Below are 18,100 nucleotides of genomic sequence, written 5' to 3' on the forward strand. Positions count from 1 at the left end.
TCAGGCTCCCCCGGTGACATCACGCAGCAGGGCTCGGTCCGCTTCGGACATGAGCAGGAACTCCCCGGAACCGTCGGACGGCGGGCCGTCCGGTGCGGGGGCGTCGGCCTCGTCACGCCGGCGGGCGGCGAGCGCGGCGACGGTGGGTGTGCGGAACACGTCCTCGACCGTGAGCGCGAAGCCGTGCCGCCTGGCGCGGCTCACCACCGCGATCACATGCATGGAGTCGCCGCCGAGTTCGAAGAAGTCGTCGTCGGCGCCGACCCGTTCGACGCCGAGCACCTCCGCCCACAGGGCCGCCAGGGCCCGCTCCGACGCGGTGCCGGGCGCCCGCGACGGCGCCTTCGCCCCGACGCCGGGTGCGGGCAGCGCCGCCCTGTCGGTCTTCCCGCTGCCCGTGACCGGGAAGGCGTCCAGCACGACCACGCTCGACGGCACCATGTACGAGGGCAGCAGCGAACCCGCCAGGGACTGCAGCTCCGCGGGCGAGGGCGCCGTACCGCCGGGCGCCGCGACCACGTAGGCGACCAGCCGGCGGTCGCCGGGCTGGTCCTCGCGGACCACCACCAGCGCCTGGCCGACCCGCTCGTGGCCCTGGAGCACCTGCTCGATCTCGCCCGGCTCGATCCGGAAGCCGCGCACCTTGACCTGCTGGTCCACCCGGCCCAGGAACTCCAGCCGGCCGCCCGGCAGCCAGCGGACGCGGTCGCCGGTGCGGTACATCCGGGTGCCGGGCGGACCGTAGGGCGCGGCGACGAAGCGCTCGGCGGTCAGCGCCGCCCGGCCGCCGTACCCCCGGGCCAGCCCCTCGCCGGCCAGGTACAGCTCGCCGGGCATGCCGACCGGGGCCGGCCGGAGCCCGCCGTCGAGCACGTACACCCGCGTGTTGGCGATGGGCGCGCCGATCGGGACGCGTGCCGTGCCGCTGTCGTGTCCGCAGCTCCACGCGGTGACGTCGACGGACGCCTCGGTCGGGCCGTACAGGTTCTCCAGCCGCGCGTCCAGCGTGCGCAGGCACAACCGGGCCACGTCGGCGGGCAGTTCCTCGCCGCTGCACACGATCAGCCGCAGGGAGCGCAGCCGCACCACGTCCGGTACGTCGAGGAACGCCCGGAGCAGCACGGGCACGAAGTGGCAGACGGTCACACCGGTACGGGCCATCAGCCCGGCCAGGTACTCCGGGTCCCGCTGCCGTCCCGGGGCCGCCAGCACCACACAGGCCCCGTTCATCAGCGGCCAGAAAAGCTCCCACACCGAGACGTCGAAGCTGATCGGCGTCTTGTGCAGGACGCGGTCCCGCTCGGTCAGCCCGTACGCCTGCTGCATCCACAGCAGCCGGTTGACGATGCCCCGGTGCGGGATCTGCACGGCCTTGGGCGTGCCCGTCGAGCCGGAGGTGTGGATGACGTACGCCAGGTTGTCCGGCCGGGCCGTCTGCCGCGGACCGGCGTCGGCACCCTCCGTACCGACGGACAGCTCGGTGCAGCCGTCCGCGGCGAAGGTGCCGGGCGACTCGGCGCCGGTGAGCACCACCGGTGCCGCGCAGGCGCGCACCACGGCGCGCAGCCGCTCCACCGGGTGGTCCGGCTCCAGCGGGAGGTAGGCGCCGCCGGCCTTGAGCACGGCCAGCAGACCGACCATCAGTTCCACGGACCGGTACAGGTGGACGCCGACGGCGACGTCCGGTCCCACGCCCAGCTCCACCAGGCGCAGGGCCAGCGCGTTGGCGCGCCGGTCCAGTTCGGCGTAGGTCAGCTCCACGTCCTCGAACCGGACGGCGGGGGCGTCCGGGGTCCGGCGGGCCTGCTCGGCGATGAACTCGGGCAGGGTGCGGTCCAGCGGGTACGCCGTCGCGGTGTCGTTCCACGCGTACAGCAGGTCGCCCTCGTCGGCGGGGCCGGTCAGGGACAGCCGGTGCAGGGGCAGGTCCGGCTCGTGGACCACCCGGGCCAGGACGCGCTGCAGGTGACCGACGAACCGGTCGACGGTGGTCTCGTCGAACAGGTCGAGGTCGTAGTCCAGCATGCCGACCAGGCCGTCCTCGTCCTGGTGGAAGCGCAGGCTGAGGTCGCACTGGGCGCGGGCCTCGGTGCTGGCCAGCGTCTCGATCCCGGGCACCGGCAGCCGCAGCGGCACCTTGGGCACGTTCTGCAGGGCGAACAGCACCTGGTAGAGCGGGTTGCGGCTGAGGTCGGGGTCGGGGACCAGCTCGGCGACCAGCCGTTCGAACGGCGCCTGCTGGTGGTCGAAGGCCTCCAGCGACATCTCCCGCACCCGGGCCAGCAGGTCCCGGAAGGCCGGCCGGCCGCCCGTGTCCACCCGCATCACGACGGTGTTCAGGAAGCAGCCGACGGCCTGCTCGAACTCCGACCGGGGACGGAACGCCACCGGGGTGCCGACCAGCACCTCCTCCTGGTCGGCGTGGCGGGCGAGCACCACGCCGAAGGCCGACAGCAGCGTCATGAACAGGGTCGCGCCGGCCGACCGGCTCAGGCTCTCCAGACCGGTGACCACCTCCGCCGGGACGGTGAACCGCCGCCGGGCGCCGCGGTGCGCCTGGACCGCGGGCCGGGGCCGGTCGGTGACGAGGTCGAGCACGGTCGGCGCCCCGGCCAGCCGCTGCTTCCACCACTCCACCAGCCGCCGCTGCTCCCCGCTGTCCAGCGCGGACCGCTCCCAGTCCACCATGTCCACGAACTGCGCGGCCGGCGCGCCGAGCGCCCGCGCGCCGCCCTCCACCGCACGCGACAGGTCCTCGAAGAAGACCCCGGCCGACCAGCCGTCGAACACGATGTGGTGCACGGTGAACGCCAGCAGCTGTTCGTCGTCGGCGAGCCGGACCAGCACGCACCGCATCAGCGGCGCGACGGCCAGGTCGAACGGGCGCCGGGTCTCGGCCGAGGCGTAGGCCCGCCCGGCCTGCTGCGCGTCGTCCCGGCCGCGCAGGTCCACCACGTCCACCGGCACCCGGACGCCGGACAGCACCTCCTGCACCGGTTCGCCGTCCACCACGGCGAACCGGGTCCGCAGCGCCCCGTGCCGGGCCACCACCGCGTCCAGCGCCGCCTGCAGCGAGGTCACGTCCAGCGTGCCGCGCACCCGGAGCACGACCGACATGTTGTAGGAGACGTCACCGGGCTGCACCTGGTCCACGAACCACAGCCTGCGCTGCACCAGCGACAGCGGGTGGACGCCGTCGCCGCGCGTGGTGAGGGCGGCGGCCCGCTCGGGCCGTACGGGCTCCCGGGCCGCGTCCTCGACGTGGCCGACGAACCCCGAGACGGTCGGGGTCGAGAAGACGTCGCGCAGGGTGAGCCGGACGCCGAAGGTCTCCGCCACCCGGGTGAGCAGCCGGGTGAGCAGCAGGGAGTGCCCGCCGAGGTCGAAGAAGTCGTCGTCCAGCCCGATCCCGGTGACCGCGAGCACCTCCTCCCACAGGCCGGCCATCGCGCGTTCCGCCTCGGTGACCGGCGGCCGGAAGCCGTCGTCGCCGTCCCGTACGTCGCTGGGCGCCGGCAGCGCCGCCCGGTCCACCTTGGCGTTGTGGTTCAGCGGGAAGCCCGGCAGGACGACGAAGGCCGAGGGCACCATGTGCTTGGGCAGCGCCGCCTTGGCCAGGGTCCGCAGCTCGGCCGCGTCGGGCGCGCCGGCCCCGGGCACCGACGTCACGTACGCCACCAGGCGGCGGTCGCCGGGCCGGTCCTCGCGCACCAGGACCAGAGCCTGGCCGACCCGCTCGTGCCGGACCAGCACCCCTTCGATGTCCCCGGGTTCGATGCGGTGGCCGCGGAGTTTGATCTGGTGGTCGACCCGGCCGACGAACTCGGCGCAGCCGTCCCCGAGGTACCGGACCCGGTCCCCGGTGAAGTAGACCCGGTCCTCGGGGTCGCCCGTCCACGGGCTGGTGGTGAACCCGCCCGCCTCCCCCCGCAGATAGCTGGCGAGATACGGCGTGCGGACGACCAGTTCGCCGATCTCGCCCTCGGCGCACAGCTCGCCCGCGGGGTTGACGCACAGGATCTGGATGCCGGTGATGCCCGGTCCGATCGGCGACGCCGAGCCGAAGGGGCGGACCCCGTCGGGGGAGGAGGGGTCGCGCAGCGCGAGCGCCGAGATCACCTGCGGGGTCTCGGTCGCGCCGTAGATGTTGATCAGGCTGGCGTGCGGGGCCATCGCCGCCCAGGCGGCGGCCGTGCCGCGGCGCAGCACGTCACCGTTGATGCCGACGAGCCGCATGTCGGGCAGCGACCCGCCGGGCGGCAGGGCCGCGGCCAGCTCGTTGGCGTACGGCGGGGTCAGGTGGACCACCGTCGCCCGGGACTCGCCGAGCCACCGGGTGGTGGCCGGGAAGTCGAGCCGGTCGTGCTCCGGGAAGACGGACGCGCCCCCGACCCACATCGGGGTCAGCAGGTCGCGCATCAGCACCTCGTAGCCGAGCCCGGCCAGCACCGCGAACCGGTCGTCCGCACAGAGCTGCTGGGACTGCTCGTACCAGTCGAGGAAGTGCATGACCGCGTCGTGCCGGGTCACCACGCACTTGGGCACCCCGGTGGAACCGGAGGTGAACACCGCGTAGATCCGGTCGTCGGGGGTGAGTTCGGTGCCCGGGTCGTGCGCGGGCAGGGCGGACCAGTCGAGGTCGTCCATCCGGACCACCTCGGCGGCCGCGGAACCGGCCTGCGCCACCTCGGCCGGCAGCGGGTCGCAGCCGTGGGTGAGGACGATCGCCTTGGGCGTGCTCACCTCCACGCACTGCGCGAGCCGGGCGGGCGGCATCGTCGAGTCCATGATGATGAAGGGTGCGGCGCACTTCAGCGCGGCCAGCATCGCCACCTGCGTGGTCGGGTGGCGGGTGAGGAGGATGCCCACCATGTCCCCGCGGCCGACACCGGCCGCGCGCAGCCGGTGGGCGAGCCGGTTGGCGGCCTGGTCGAGCTGCCGGTAGGTCCAGTCGCCGTCCTTGGCGGACATGGCGATCCGGTCCGGCGCGGTGTCCACGTGCTTGGCCAGCCGGTCCAGGATCGAGCCGGGCCAGTCCGGGGTGAGCGGCTCGTACGGGTCCGGCAGCACGGCGGCGCTCTCGGCGGACAGCAGCGGATAGCCGAGGACCGGGCGGTGCGGGTTGCGGCTGACCTGGTCCAGGAGCCGGCCGGTCTGCTCCAGCAGCCATCCGATCCGCTCCTCGGCGAACAGGTCCGCGTCGTAGACCAGGTCCAGCAGCAGCCGGCCGCCGGACGACTTCACGTAGAGGGTGAGGTCGAACTTGGCGGAGACGGTGTCGTTCGGGACGCGCTCGACGGTGCAGCCGGGGAAGGCGGGCGGCTCCGGCTCCGCGTCGAAGTTGAGGAGTACCTGGACCAGGGGGTTCCGGCTGAGGTCGTGGTCGGGGGCGAGTTCGGCGACGAGCCGTTCGAAGGGCGCCTGCTGGTGGTCGAAGGCCTCCAGGGACATCTCCCGGACGCGCTCCAGCAGTTCCTTGAAGGACGGCCGGCCGGAGGTGTCGACCCGCATCAGCGCCGTGTTCAGGAAGCAGCCGACGGAACGCTCGAAACCGGTGCCCGGGCGGAAGGCCACCGGGGTGCCGACGAGCAGTTCCTCCTGGCCCGCGTGGCGCGCGAGGACGGCACCGAAGGCGGCCAGCAGGGTCATGTACATCGTCGCCCCGGTGGACCGGGCCAGGCCCTCCAGGCCCGCCACCACGTCCGGCTCCACGGTGAGTTCCCGCCGTGCGCCACGGTGCGCCTGCACCGCGGGCCGGGGGCGGTCCGTCACCAGGTCCAGCACGGTCGGCGCCCCGGCCAGCCGTTCCTTCCACCACTCGACCAGCCGGTCCTGCTCCCCGCTCTCCCGCGCCTCGCGTTCCCAGCGCACCAGGTCCGCGTACTGCGCGGCCGGGGCGCCCAGGGCCCCCGGGCCGCCCTCGAACGCCCGCGACAGGTCGTCGAAGAAGACCCCGGCGGACCACCCGTCGAAGACGATGTGGTGCACGGTGAACACCAGGAGCTGCACGTCCTCGGCGAGCCGGACCAGCACGCACCGCATCAGCGGCGCCGCCGCCAGGTCGAACGGCCGGCGCGTCTCCGCCTGGGCGTAGGCGTGGCCGGCCTCCTCCGCGTCGGCCTGCCCGCGCAGGTCCACCACGTCCAGCAGGACCCGGGCGTCCGGGACGACCTCCTGCACCGGCTCGCCGTCCACGACGGTGAACCGGGTCCGCAGCGCCTCGTGCCGGGCCACCACGCCGTCCAGCGCGGTCTGCAGGGCGGCGGCCTCCAGCACTCCGCCCACCCGCAGCACCACGGGCACGTTGTACGAGGCGTCGGCCGGCTGCACCTGATGCACGAACCACAGACGCCGCTGGATCGAAGAGAGCTCGACGAGCTGGCCAGACACTGACTTCCCCCTACTGGACCGTGCGGATTTCATGGGCGGCGCGACGTCACCCCGTGGCGGCGACGGCTTCACTTCACGGCGGTGACGGCTTCACTTCATGGCGGTGACGACCGAGTTCACCGCCTGGCGGACGGCTTGGCGGGACTCCTCGGTGTGGTCCGCGAAGTCGAACCCGTGCGTGCCGTTGGGCACGTGGATCAGCTCGACGTCCCTGCCCAGTTCCCTCGCCACCTCGGCGAAGCGGGTCTCGGTCGCGTAGATCAGCGGGTCCTCCTTGCCGACCGTGGTCAGCACGATCGGCGGCAGCTCCCCGGCCTCGGCCAGCGCCTGGGCCGGCTCGAACCGGGGCAGCAGCTCCTTGCCGGGCCGGGAGCCGAGCACCGGGTAGGTGACGCCCAGGCAGCGCAGCCACTCCGGGGCCTCGCGCAGCCAGTCGGAGATGAGCGGCCCGCCGCCGCAGAAGAACCAGATCCCGACGCGGTCGCCGTCGATCCGCGGATCGGCCCGGAGGGTGTCGACGGCCTGCGCGAGGGCGTCCGCGGCGCGCGGGAAGTCCGCGTACACGTGCAGGGGCAGCTGCACGGGAGCGGCGGCCACGCCGAGCGAGGCGAGCAGGGCTCCGTAGCCGCGGTACACGGGCCAGTCACGCGGCCGGTTCCACTCCAGCTCGGCGGGGATCGGACCGCCGCACACGAAGACGACCACCGGAGCGGGGTCCGCCTGCCGCGGCAGGTACAGGTCGATGGTGCCGATGCGTTCGGGCGTGACCGCCTCGACCGGCAGCACGAAGGGGGCGTCCACCCACGGAGGAATGTCGTTCACGCTGGGACCTTTCATCTACGAGTCGGCGGTACGGGACATCAGGAGGGCTTGGCGGAGGGCGCGTCCGGGGCCGGCTCGGGGTCCGCGTCCTCGTCCTGGACGTCCGGCAGCTCCGTACCGATCCGGGTCAGCGCCGTACGCAGCACGAAGTGCGGCACCGGCACCAGCAGCATCACGGCGGCGACACCGAACAGCGCCGGGCGCAAACCCATTTGGGAACCGAGGAAGCCGCCGAACAGGGAGCCGAGCGGCACCAGGCCCACGCCGAGGAAGCGCAGGGTCGCCATGACGCGGCCGAGGAAGCGGTCCGGGGTGATGGCCTGCCGGATCGCCACCAGGGACACGGAGAACGTCTGGCTGAGGCAGCCGTAGAGGAAGTTGAGGACCACCAGCGAACCGACCGCGAGCAGTCCGTTGCCGTGCACCAGGGAGACCCCGACGAGGAACACGTTGCTGATGAACGCGCAGGTGATCAGGACGCGGCCGTAACCGAACCGCTTGGGCAGCGCCGACGAGAACAGCGCGCCCACCAGCAGGCCGGGACCGGTGGCGGCGAAGGCCAGACCGATCTCGTAGCCGGACAGGTGCAGCCCCTTGGGCAGGTACACCAGGTAGATCGCCGTGTAGGCGGCGTAGCAGAAGTTGAAGCAGGCGGTGATGATGGTCACCGAGCGCAGCACCGGGTTGCGGGCGACGAAACGGATGCCCTCACCGATCTGCCGGAACGGCTGGATGCTCGTGCGGGCGGCGTCCGGCACCGGCTCGGGCTTGCGGATGCGCCAGACGCCGACCGCCGACAGCAGGAAGAAGCCCACCGCGGCGATCACCGCGACCGGCGGCATGAAGAGGGAGACCAGCAGGCCGCCGAGCGCCGGACCGCAGATGAGCGCCGCGGAACGGGCCGTCTCCAGCTCGCTGTTGCCCCGGGCGATCTGCTCGCGCTCCACCAGACGCGGCAGATAGGCCTGCGAGCCCACGTCGAAGAGCACCGTGCAGGTGCCGACCAGGAACGCGACGATGTACAGCGCCGGGAGGCCCAGCCCGTGGAAGGCATAGGTCAGCGGGATCAGGGCGAGGGCCAGGGCGCGCCCCAGGTCCGCGGCGATCAGCATGTTGCGCCGGCGCCAGCGGTCCACCAGCACGCCGACGAAGAGGACCAGCAGCGGGTACGGCAGCTGGCCGACCATCCGCATCATGCCGACGTCGAACGCGGAGGCCCCCACCGTGGCGATCGCGGCCAGCGGCACGGCGACTTCGCTGATCTGGTACCCGAAGTTGGAAGCGGTGCTGCCCACCATCAGGCTGCGGAAGTCGCGGTTGCGCCACGGGCTGGCCGGCACGGTCCCGGCAGCCGGCTGCTCCACGGATTCTTGGGTGGTCAATTGACAGTCCTTCCCCTCGGCCGGGGGCCGAGGAGGCTTGTGCGGCGGATCGCGGTCGTCGGCGATCAGGCCGGGGCACTGGTGCGCATGTGCGCGAAGTACTCGTACTGGCTGGGCAGTCGGGTGATCAGCTCACGGCTCTCCTCCCGGATGCTCTGCATCTCCTTCAGCGCCCGTGAGTCGTCCACCAGGTCAAGGACGGGGGAGTGGTGCAGCGGGACACCGCCGAGCCCGAGCAGCATCACGTGGTACGAGTACGGCTCGAACCCGTGGTAGTGCGGGTACACCGACTCGGCGTCGGGCAGCTTGGCGCGCCACTGCTCCAGCCGCTCGGCCATCCCGTCCGGCAGCGGGCGGGTCTTGGCGTCCCGCCAGTACTGGTTGTCCTGGCGGCGGGCCGCGTAGTAGTGCAGCACCAGGAACTCGCGCACCCCGTCCATCATCCGGGCCATGCGGGTGTTGTAGGAGCGGCGCAGCTGCTCGTTCCAGCCGGCGTCGGGGAAGTGCTTCACCAGCTGTTCGATGCCGTTCTGGATGAAGAAGATGCCGGTCGACTCCAGCGGCTCCACGAAGCCGGCCGACAGGCCGATGCCGACGCAGTTGCGCACCCAGGCGTTGCGCGTGCGGCCGATCCGCATCCGGATGTGGTTGGCCTCCACGCCCTCCGCGGCGGGACCGACGAAGTCGCGCAGCGTCCGCTCGGCCTCCTCGGGGGTGATGTAGTCGCTCGCGTAGACGTAACCGGTGCCGAGCCGCTCGAACAGCGGGATGGTCCAGATCCAGCCGGCGTCCTGGGCGGTCGCCGTGGTGCAGGGGCGCAGTCCGCGCGCCGCGACGTCCACCGGCACGCGCAGCGCCACCGCCCGGTCGTTGGGCAGGGTGTCCTGGTAGGACTGGAACGGCTCCTCCAGCGCCTGGTTGAGCAGCATGCCGCGCCAGCCGGTGCAGTCGATGAACAGGTCGCCGCGCACCTCACCGTGCTCGGCCGTCTCCACGTGGCTGATCCAGCCCTGCTCGTCCAGCGCCACCCGGGTGACGTCGTCGAGGACGTGCCGCACCCCGCGCTCGGTGCCGTACTTGGTGAGGAACCGGGCCAGCAGGACCGTGTCGAAGTGGTAGGCGTACGGGAACTGCGTGCGCTGCTCGGCCATCGTGCTGCGGCCCACCGGCTCCGCGCCGTTGTCCTTGCGGTCCTCGCGCTGCTCGAAGACGTCACCGCCGAGGAAGCGGGGTGAGGACTTCTGCTCGCACAGCGAGGGGATCACGAAGCAGTCGTCGTCGAAGCGTTCGGAGGGGGAGCGGTGCAGCCACCAGTCGGTGACGGGGAAGCCGTCGACCATCCGGGTCCGCTCGAACGGGTGGTAGAAGTGGTGGCCCGGCTCCCGCCAGTTCTCGAACCGGATGGCCAGCTTGTACGTGGCGCTGCACTCCGGCATCCACTCGTGCTCCTGCAGGCCGAGGTACTGGAAGAAGTGCCTGACCGTGCTGAAGGTGGCCTCGCCGACGCCGATGGTCGGGATGTTCTTCGACTCGACCAGGGTCACCGAGACGCTGGGCCCGAAGGTCGCCTTGAGGTAGCAAGCAGACATCCAGCCGGCGGTGCCCCCGCCGACGATGACAACGTTCCTGATCATTCGAGACCTGCCTTCAGAGAGGTGTCGCAACGAACTCGGTCGGCCGGGCGGCGGGTTCAGATCCGCGCCCGGACCGCCCAGAGCTCGGGGAAGAAACGGTGTTCGGCGGCGCGCCTGAGCCATGCGGCGCCCGAGGTGCCGGCGGTCCCCGTCTTCGAGCCGAGCAGCCGCTCGACGGTCAGCAGGTGGGTGCTGCGCCACCGGCCGAGCTCGAAGGCGATGTCCACGAGGACCTCGGCCAGCAGGTACACGTCGTAGTGCTTGTCCTGCTGCGCGTAGACGGTGTGCCAGGCGTCGACGACCTCGTCCCGTTCGGGGTACGGCAGGCGCCAGTCCCGCTCGACGCTGCTGTCCGGCACGGGAAGTCCCCGCCGCCACAGCAGCCGCAGCACCGCGTCGTACAGGCTCATCTCGCCGAGCGTGCGCAGGAGTTCCCGGTGGACGGCCTCCTGGCCGCGGTGCACCTCGGCCATCGCCGGTACCTTGTGGCCCAGCAGGAACTCCATGTGCCGGTAGATGTACGACTGGAAGCCGGAGCCGTCGCCGAGCGCGTCGCGGAACTCGGCGTACTCGGTCGGGCTCATCGAGGTGAGCGCCTCCCACGAGCCGCACAGTGCCAGGCACGCCCGGTGCAGCCGGCGCAGTGCGCGCAGCGCCCCCGACAGGTCGTCCTCCTCCAGCAGGTCGCGGCCGCTCACCGCTTCCGTGCAGACGAGCTTGAACAGCAGCTCCATGACCTGGGTGACGATCAGGAAGGACGGTTCGCTCCCCGACGCGGTCCGGGTGCGCTGCAGCGACAGCAGGACGTCACTCGACACGTACTGCACGAACGGGTTTCCGGGCTGGTTATCGGGATATTCCATAACTCTCTCAAGGTCCCGTTCGGTCCATACAGGCGGAATTGCAAAATCCGGGCATGCGGGGACCTCGACCCGATGAAATGACCCCCGTCGAACCCGAGTCGGCATGTGGACTGGGTTTGAATCACTGTGAAGATGGGGCAGCCCTCGACGGCTGCAGACCCGCTCCCCCGGCCTCGATGAGGCTGATCTCGATACAAGCAGCGCTTCCCGGCCAGCGTCAAGGGGCTGACTACAAGCGGAAGGTGAAGGGATTTCGCAGGTCGTTTCCGATCCGGACAGATTGCCTTCTATGAAACTATGCCTCGAATGCGCGAGGCGGTGCCGGTTGTCGCTTTTACGGCGATCGGCCCGCCCCGGCCGGCGCCCCCGGGCCGGGGCCCGCCGGGCACCGTACGCCAAACCTGGTACGCCCCAAATTTTCCGCAAGGATTCGCCGTCCGGGGCGCGTTGGAGCCGGCCTCGGCTAAAGAAGGGTGCGACAGAAGTCAAGGCTGGCGACGCTGCGGATCTTGTGATTTGCTCCGTCGGGTGTTGAAGACTGGCAAGGAGCACCTAGAGAGCCTGCAAGACGGCCGCCGCGTCTACGTCGGTCGCACACGTGTCGATGACGTGACCACGCATCCCGCGTTCGCACGCGCGGCCCGGACCATTTCCGGTCTTTACGACATGAAGGCCGACCCCGCCCACCGGGAAGTGATGACTTACCTGGAGGACGGGGAAAGACACAGCACCTACTTCATGCGCGCCAGAACCCGCGAGGATCTCGAAAAGCGATCCGCGGCCCACCGGCGCACCGCAGAGCTGACCTACGGCCTGCTGGGCCGTTCACCGGACTATGTGGCGAGCTTCGTCACCGGTATGGCCATTTCGCCCGAGGTGTTCAAGGACAGGGCCGGCCACATTTCCGCGTACTGGCGTCACATGCGCGACAACGACGTGTACGCCGCGCACGCCATCGTGGCCCCCCAGGCCGCCCGTGACCCGGCGTTCTACGAGCGGCAGAACCTGCCGATCCCCACCCTGCGCGTCGTCGACGAGGACGACGCGGGTGTCGTCGTGCACGGCATGAAGATGCTCGCGACCGGGGCGATCCTCGCCAACGAGATATGGATCGGGAACATCCTTCCGCTGGCCCCGGAGAACGAGGCCGAATCCATCACGACGGCCGTGCCGTGCAACGCCCCGGGTGTTTCCCTGTGGTCCCGGAAACCGCTGGAGAACTCCGCGGCCTCCGAGTTCGACGGCCCCTTGAGCTGGCGGTTCGACGAGACCGACGCCATGGTGCTCTTCGATCACGTGCACATTCCCTGGGAACGCGTCTTCGTGCACAACGACGTGCCGCTCTCCCGCGAGCTGTACTTCCGCACCCCGGCGCACGCCTACGGAAACCACCAGTCCAACGTGCGTTTCCGCGCGAAACTCGAACTGCTGGTGGGCGTCGCGAGCAGAATCGCCCAGTCGACCGGCGCCGACCAGGTGCCGGCCGTACGCGAAAAGCTCGGCCGGCTCGCTTCCCAGGAAGCCCTGCTGGCCGGACTCATCGACGGGCAGATCTGGGCGGCGGAACCGTGGGGCGACGGCTATGCCTGCTACAACCGGCGCTCGATGTACGCCGCCATGAACTGGTGCGTCGAGCACTATTCCGAACTGGTCGACGTCCTGCGCGAGCTGTGCGGCGGAGGCTCCCTGCAGTTCCCCGCCGACCACACCGTGCTCGACGACGAGGAACTCGGCCCGGTCTTCCGCGAATTCTGGCACACCCCGCAGCTGGGCGCCGTCGAACGGATGAAACTGCACCGGCTGGCCTGGGACCTGGTGGGCAGCGAGTTCGCCGGCCGCCATCTGCAGTACGAGAAGTTCTACGCCGGCGCCGGGTTCATCGTGCGCGGCCACAACCACCGGGAAGCCCCCTGGCAGCGGTTCCACGGTCTGGTGGACGATCTGCTGGGCTCCTACACCCATCCCGCCGACCCCTCGCCGCAGTCGTGAGCGGCGAGCAGACACCGGCCGTGGACCTCGCCGACTTCCGGCTGGGCATGAGCCGGCTGGCCAGCGGGGTGAGCGTGGTCGCCACCGGATCGGCCGACGACCCGGCCGGCTGGCGGGGCATGACGGCCACCGCCGTCAGCTCCCTGTGCGCCGACCCGCCGAGCCTGGTCGCCTGCCTCAACCGCGGCACCGGCACCTACCGGGAACTGCGGCACAACAGCCTCTTCTCGGTGAACCTGCTCTCCAGCCGGGACGTCGCGCTCGCCCGGACCTTCGCCGGCCAGGACGTGTTCGGCGCCGAACGGTTCGCCCCCGACGCCTGGTCGACCGGCACCCTCGGCGTCCCCGTGCTGGCCGGCGCCCTGGCCTCCTTCGAATGCCGGGTCTCCCGGTCCGTCGACCACGGCACGCACGCGCTGCTCATCGGCGCCATCGCGTCGATCCGCTGGATGGACGAGGCCTCCAGCGGCCCCCTCATCTACCACCGTCACGAATTCCGCGACCTCGGCGCCGAGGTCGGGGTGACAGGAGGCTCCGCCACATGACCGAGCAGGCCGAGGAACGAGAAGGCATCGTCTCCGTCGACCGGCTGCGCAGCGCGGGCGCCGAGGCGTTCCCCGGAGCGCTCGCCGCCAAGGCCCTCTACCCGGACTCCCAGTTCGAGGTCGTCCTGGTGCGCGGCCCGAACAGCCGCAACGACTTCCACGTCAACCCCTACGACGAACTGTTCCTCCAGGTCGAGGGCACGATCCGGGTCGACACCCGGGAGGGCGCGGGCGCGGTGCGGCGCAACCTCGTCCACGAGGGCGAACTGTTCGTCGTACCCGCCGGCACCGCGCACTCGCCGCTCAGGCCCGCGGGTACCTGGGGGCTCGTGGTCGAGATCCGCCGCCGGCCCGGCGACGTCGAGGCCGTGGAGTGGTACTGCGACCGGTGCGACGCCCTGATCGAGCGGGTGACCATGGAGTCGTCGCAGATGATCGAGTCCCTCATGCCGCTGCTGAAGGAGTTCCAGGCGAGCGAGGACCGCCGGACCTGCCGTGCCTGCGGCTCGGTGCTGGCCGTGCCCGGCCCCTTCGTCCTGGACGGAACGGCGTGACCGGACCCCAGGACCTGACCGACTGCCACACCCACACCCTGCCCCGGCGCTGGCTGGACCTGGCCGAACGCTACGGCGACGACCGCTGGCCGGTACGGCGCCACGTCGACGCCTGCAGCGCGGACCTGTTCGTCGGCGGCAAGCACTTCCGCACCGTGCCGCACACCTGCTGGGACCCGGCCGCCCGCATCGAACAGATGGACGCCACCGGCGTCGCCCGGCAGTGGCTGTCCGTCACCCCGGTGATGTTCGGCTACTGGGCGCCGCCCCGCCAGTCGGCCGAGATGGCCCGGCACGTCAACGACGGCATCGCCGAGATGACCCGGTACGCGCCGGACCGCTTCACCGGCCTGGCCACCCTGCCGATGGGCGATCCGGACCTCGCGGTCGGGGAACTGGAGCGCGCGGTGGGCCAACTGGGGCTGAGCGGAGTGGAGATCGGCACGAACATCGCCGGCCGCGAACTCGACGACCCGATGTTCCGGCCCGTCTTCGAAGCCGTCGCCGAACTGGACGTGCCCGTCCTGGTGCACCCCTGGGACGTGCGCTCCGCCGACCGGCTGGCCCGCTACAACGCGATGTACACCGTCGGCATGCCCACCGAGACCGCCTACGCCGCGCTCGCCCTGCTGCAGGGCGGCGTACTCGCGCAGGTCCCCGGCCTGCGGGTGCTGCTCGCGCACGGCGCCGGCGCGCTCGCCTGGCTGCTGCCCCGGATCGACCGGGGCTGGCAGACCTGGCCGAAGCTGCGGGGAGGCGCGCCCGAACCGCCCGGCACGCTCGCCCGCCGCCTGTGGGCCGACTCCCTCGCCGGCGACGAGGCCAACCTCCGGCTCGTCGCGGAGCGGATCGGCTGGGACCACCTCGTGCTCGGCACCGACTACCCCTTCCCGTTCGGCGAGCAGCGCCCCGGGGACGTCGTGCACGAGTCCTCGCTGGACGCCGGCGTCAAGTCCCGCATCCTGCACGGCAACGCCTCCGTTCTGCTGCACGGAGCGCCCGGGGAACGGCCGTAGCGGCACCCATCACCGCCAAGAGAGAGGTAAGCATGGCTGACGAGTCGGCAATCCCGTCGGCGGAGGCCCGGTTCAGGGAACTCGGGCTGTCGTTCCCGGCCTCGCCCAAGCGGACCGGCAACTTCCTGAGCGCCGTCCAGGTCGGCGACCTGCTGTTCCTGTCCGGTCAGGGCAGCCACGACATCCTCGGCAAGGTCGGCGTCGACCTCGACGTGGACACCGCGTACCTGGCGGCGCGCGAGGCCGCGCTCCGGCTGCTCGCCCTGGTCAAGGAGGAACTCGGCTCGCTCGACCGGGTCCGGCGCATCGTGAAGCTGCTGGGGTTCGTCAACTGCGAGGCAGGGTTCGACCGTACCCCGCAGGTCCTCAACGGCGCCTCCGACCTGCTCGCGGAGATCTTCGGCGACGCGGGACGGCACGCGCGCTCGGCCATCGGCGCCATCGCGCTGCCCCACGACTTCGCCGTGGAGATCGAGATGATCGTGCAGGTGGAGCCGTGACCGGGACCCCGACGAGGCACAGGGGACCGGCATGAGCGCACTGACCCGCATCGGTCACTTCATCGGCGGCGAGGTGACGGACTCCCACGACGGCGCCACCATGCCCTCGGTCGACCCGACCAGCCGCGCCGCCTGGGCCGAGGTGGCCCGCGGCTCCGCGAAGGACGTCGACCGGGCGGTCACCTCGGCCCGCGAGGCCTTCGACGCCGGCCCCTGGCCCCGCATGACCCAGAACGAGCGCTCCGCCCTGCTGCACCGGTTCGCCGACATGCTGCTCGGCCACGCCGACGAACTGGCCCTGCTGGACACCCGCGACATGGGCCGGCCCCTGTCGCTGACCCGGGCCAACGACGTGGTGCGCAGCGCCGCCAACCTGCGGTTCTTCGCCGACGACGCCCGGCTGGCCGCCGACGTGTCCCTGCCCGGTCACCCGGGGCACCACATCTACACGCGGCACGAACCGGCCGGCGTCGTCGCCGCGGTCTCCCCGTGGAACTTCCCGCTCATGCAGGCCACCTGGAAGATCGCGCCCGCGCTCGCCTACGGCAACACCGTCGTGCTGAAACCGGCCGAGCAGAGCCCCGCCTCCGCGACCCGGCTGGCCGAGCTGGCCGTCGAGGCCGGTCTGCCGCCGGGCGTCCTCAACGTCGTCCACGGCACCGGGCCCGCCGGGGCGGGGGAGGCGCTCGTCTCCCACGAGGGCGTCGACCTGGTCACCTTCACCGGCGAGACGCGCACCGGCGAGGCGGTCATGCGGGCCGCCGCCGACGGGGTGCGGGCGGTCAGTTTCGAACTCGGCGGCAAGGGCGCCTCGATCGTCTTCGCCGACGCCGACCTGGACCGTGCCGTGTCCGTCGCGGCCGACGCGGCGTTCTCCAACGCCGGGCAGATCTGCCTCGCCGGATCGCGCCTGCTGGTCGAGCGGTCCGTCTACGGCCGGGTGGTCGACCTCCTGGTGGAGAAGGCGCGGCACCTGCGGCTCGGGGACCCGCGGGAACCGCGGACCGAGGTCGGGCCGCTGTCCTCGCAGGAGCACCACGCCAAGGTCACCGGCCATCTGCGCCGGGCGGCCGGGGAAGGTGCCGTCCTGCTGGCCGGACAGGCTCCCGACGGCTGGTGGGTGGCCCCGACCGTCGTCGTGGACGCCCCGTCCGACGCGGCGATCTGCCGCGAGGAGGTTTTCGGTCCCGTCCTCACGGTCCACCCCTTCGACACGGAGGAGGAGGCCGTCCACGCCGCCAACGCCACGCGCTACGGCCTTTCGGCGATGGTGTTCACGAGCCGGCTGGCCCGCGCGCACCGCGTCGCCGGACAGCTGCGGGCCGGCAACGTCTGGGTCAACTGCTTCTGGGTCCGGGACCTGCGCGCCCCGTTCGGCGGCTTCGGCCGGTCCGGCATCGGCCGGGAGGGCGGCGGACACTCCCGGGAGTTCTTCACCGAGGCGAAGACCGTGGTGATGGACGTCGGCTGAGCACGCCGTCCGCGATCCGGCACCGCCCGCGGTGCCACGACCACCGATCTCTTCCGAACGGCCGCCGCGTCGGCGGCCGTTCCCTGTGCAGGAGGTGTACTACTCGATGGACCTTGGCATACGCGGCCGTACCGCCGTCGTCTGCGCGTCGACCGCCGGCCTCGGCGAGGCCACCGCGCGCGCCCTCGCGGCGGAGGGCGCCCGGGTGGTGATCTGCGGGCGCCGCGGGGACGTGGCGAAGGCGATCGCGGCGGAACTGCCCGAGGCGGTGGGCGTCGAGATCGACCTCACCGCGCCGGACGGCCCCGCCCGCCTGATCGCCGCGGCCGAGGAGGCCTTCGGCCCGGTCGACATCCTCGTGCTGAACAACCCGGGCCCGCCGCCGGGCGGTTCGTCCGACATCAGCGACACCGACATCGTGGCCGCGACGGAGTCCCTGGTGCTGCCGCACCAGCGGCTGGTCTCCCTGGTGCTGCCGGGCATGCGGGAACGCGGCTGGGGCCGGATCCTCGCGCTGGCCTCGATCGGGGTCGTCGCCCCGATCCCCAGCCTGGCGCTGTCGAACATCGGCCGGGCGGCCCTCGCCGGATACCTCAAGACGCTCGCCACCGAGGTCGCGGGGGACGGGGTCACGGTCAACCTCCTGCTGCCCGGCCGCATCGCGACCGCCCGCACGGTGCAGATGAACACCTACCGCGCGGCCAAGGAGGGCGTCGGCGTGGAGGAGTTCGCCGCCCGCGCCCAGGCGGCCATCCCCGTCGGCCGGTACGGGAAGCCCGACGAGTTCGGTGCCGTGGCGGCCTTCCTGTGCAGCGAGGCGGCGTCGTACATCACGGGCACCGCCCTGCGCTGCGACGGCGGCGCCGTGCCCACCCTCTGACCCCGCCCGGCTGTCCCGGCAGGTACCACGGCCCCGGCACCCCCCGAGGGGTGC

General features: G+C 71.9%; 12 protein-coding genes. 7 read left to right on the forward strand and 5 right to left on the reverse strand.

Annotated features, from left to right (window positions below):
* From ABZ923_RS25635 to ABZ923_RS25655, 5 genes are all read right to left on the reverse strand, one after another.
* Nucleotides 1–6,390 carry an amino acid adenylation domain-containing protein gene (locus tag ABZ923_RS25635; RefSeq protein WP_361475819.1) on the reverse strand — a complete coding sequence of 2,130 codons (6,390 nt, stop codon included), beginning with the start codon at nucleotides 6,388–6,390 and terminating at the stop codon, nucleotides 1–3.
* A gap of 90 nt (nucleotides 6,391–6,480) precedes the next feature.
* A complete protein-coding gene (locus ABZ923_RS25640) occupies nucleotides 6,481–7,212 on the reverse strand; it encodes a dienelactone hydrolase family protein (protein WP_361475821.1) in 732 nt (243 codons plus the stop codon).
* A gap of 38 nt (nucleotides 7,213–7,250) precedes the next feature.
* Entirely contained in the window at nucleotides 7,251–8,594 is a 1,344-nt protein-coding gene (locus tag ABZ923_RS25645; protein ID WP_361475823.1) for an MFS transporter, read from the reverse strand.
* Between the two features lie 65 nt (nucleotides 8,595–8,659).
* Entirely contained in the window at nucleotides 8,660–10,228 is a 1,569-nt protein-coding gene (locus tag ABZ923_RS25650; RefSeq protein ID WP_361475825.1) for a tryptophan halogenase family protein, read from the reverse strand.
* A gap of 56 nt (nucleotides 10,229–10,284) precedes the next feature.
* Entirely contained in the window at nucleotides 10,285–11,091 is an 807-nt protein-coding gene (locus ABZ923_RS25655) for a tryptophan 2,3-dioxygenase family protein (protein ID WP_361475827.1), read from the reverse strand.
* A 306-nt stretch (nucleotides 11,092–11,397) separates the two neighbouring features.
* On the opposite strand from ABZ923_RS25655, the gene ABZ923_RS25660 reads away from it, so the two are divergent.
* The 7 genes from ABZ923_RS25660 (at nucleotide 11,398) to ABZ923_RS25690 (ending at nucleotide 18,046) form a co-directional block, all read left to right on the forward strand.
* Nucleotides 11,398–13,080, forward strand: a complete 1,683-nt coding sequence (locus tag ABZ923_RS25660) for a 4-hydroxyphenylacetate 3-hydroxylase N-terminal domain-containing protein (RefSeq protein WP_361475829.1) — start codon at nucleotides 11,398–11,400, stop codon at nucleotides 13,078–13,080.
* Nucleotides 13,077–13,625: a flavin reductase family protein gene (locus ABZ923_RS25665; RefSeq protein ID WP_361475831.1), complete on the forward strand. Its 549-nt coding sequence runs from the start codon at nucleotides 13,077–13,079 to the stop codon at nucleotides 13,623–13,625. The genes ABZ923_RS25660 and ABZ923_RS25665 overlap by 4 nt, the downstream gene beginning before the upstream one ends.
* Nucleotides 13,622–14,179: a hypothetical protein gene (locus ABZ923_RS25670; RefSeq protein ID WP_361475833.1), complete on the forward strand. Its 558-nt coding sequence runs from the start codon at nucleotides 13,622–13,624 to the stop codon at nucleotides 14,177–14,179. Before ABZ923_RS25665 ends, ABZ923_RS25670 begins: the two co-directional genes overlap by 4 nt.
* The gene (locus tag ABZ923_RS25675; RefSeq protein ID WP_361475835.1) at nucleotides 14,176–15,195 is read left to right on the forward strand and encodes an amidohydrolase family protein; all 1,020 of its coding nucleotides are present in this window, start codon (nucleotides 14,176–14,178) and stop codon (nucleotides 15,193–15,195) included. The genes ABZ923_RS25670 and ABZ923_RS25675 overlap by 4 nt, the downstream gene beginning before the upstream one ends.
* A gap of 32 nt (nucleotides 15,196–15,227) precedes the next feature.
* On the forward strand, nucleotides 15,228–15,695 hold the full coding sequence (locus ABZ923_RS25680) for a RidA family protein (protein ID WP_361475837.1): 468 nt from the start codon (nucleotides 15,228–15,230) through the stop codon (nucleotides 15,693–15,695).
* 31 nt (nucleotides 15,696–15,726) lie between these two features.
* Nucleotides 15,727–17,166, forward strand: a complete 1,440-nt coding sequence (locus ABZ923_RS25685) for an aldehyde dehydrogenase (protein ID WP_361475839.1) — start codon at nucleotides 15,727–15,729, stop codon at nucleotides 17,164–17,166.
* A 106-nt stretch (nucleotides 17,167–17,272) separates the two neighbouring features.
* Nucleotides 17,273–18,046 (forward strand): SDR family oxidoreductase, encoded by a 774-nt coding sequence (locus tag ABZ923_RS25690; protein WP_361475841.1) that lies wholly within the window; start codon nucleotides 17,273–17,275, stop codon nucleotides 18,044–18,046.
* Nucleotides 18,047–18,100 lie beyond the last annotated feature (54 nt).

It is taken from the genome of Streptomyces sp. NPDC046881 (assembly GCF_040645015.1).
Lineage (GTDB): Bacteria > Actinomycetota > Actinomycetes > Streptomycetales > Streptomycetaceae > Streptomyces.

Bases quoted from the DNA above. Each gene is read 5' to 3' on its own strand.
- ABZ923_RS25670 (WP_361475833.1), top strand. From the start codon at position 13,622: ATGACCGAGCAGGCCGAGGAACGAGAAGGCATCGTCTCCGTCGACCGG.
- ABZ923_RS25690 (WP_361475841.1), top strand. From the start codon at position 17,273: ATGGACCTTGGCATACGCGGCCGTACCGCCGTCGTCTGCGCGTCGACC.
- ABZ923_RS25685 (WP_361475839.1), top strand. From the start codon at position 15,727: ATGAGCGCACTGACCCGCATCGGTCACTTCATCGGCGGCGAGGTGACG.
- ABZ923_RS25680 (WP_361475837.1), top strand. From the start codon at position 15,228: ATGGCTGACGAGTCGGCAATCCCGTCGGCGGAGGCCCGGTTCAGGGAA.
- ABZ923_RS25660 (WP_361475829.1), top strand. From the start codon at position 11,398: ATGCGCGAGGCGGTGCCGGTTGTCGCTTTTACGGCGATCGGCCCGCCC.
- ABZ923_RS25650 (WP_361475825.1), bottom strand. From the start codon at position 10,228: ATGATCAGGAACGTTGTCATCGTCGGCGGGGGCACCGCCGGCTGGATG.
- ABZ923_RS25655 (WP_361475827.1), bottom strand. From the start codon at position 11,091: ATGGAATATCCCGATAACCAGCCCGGAAACCCGTTCGTGCAGTACGTG.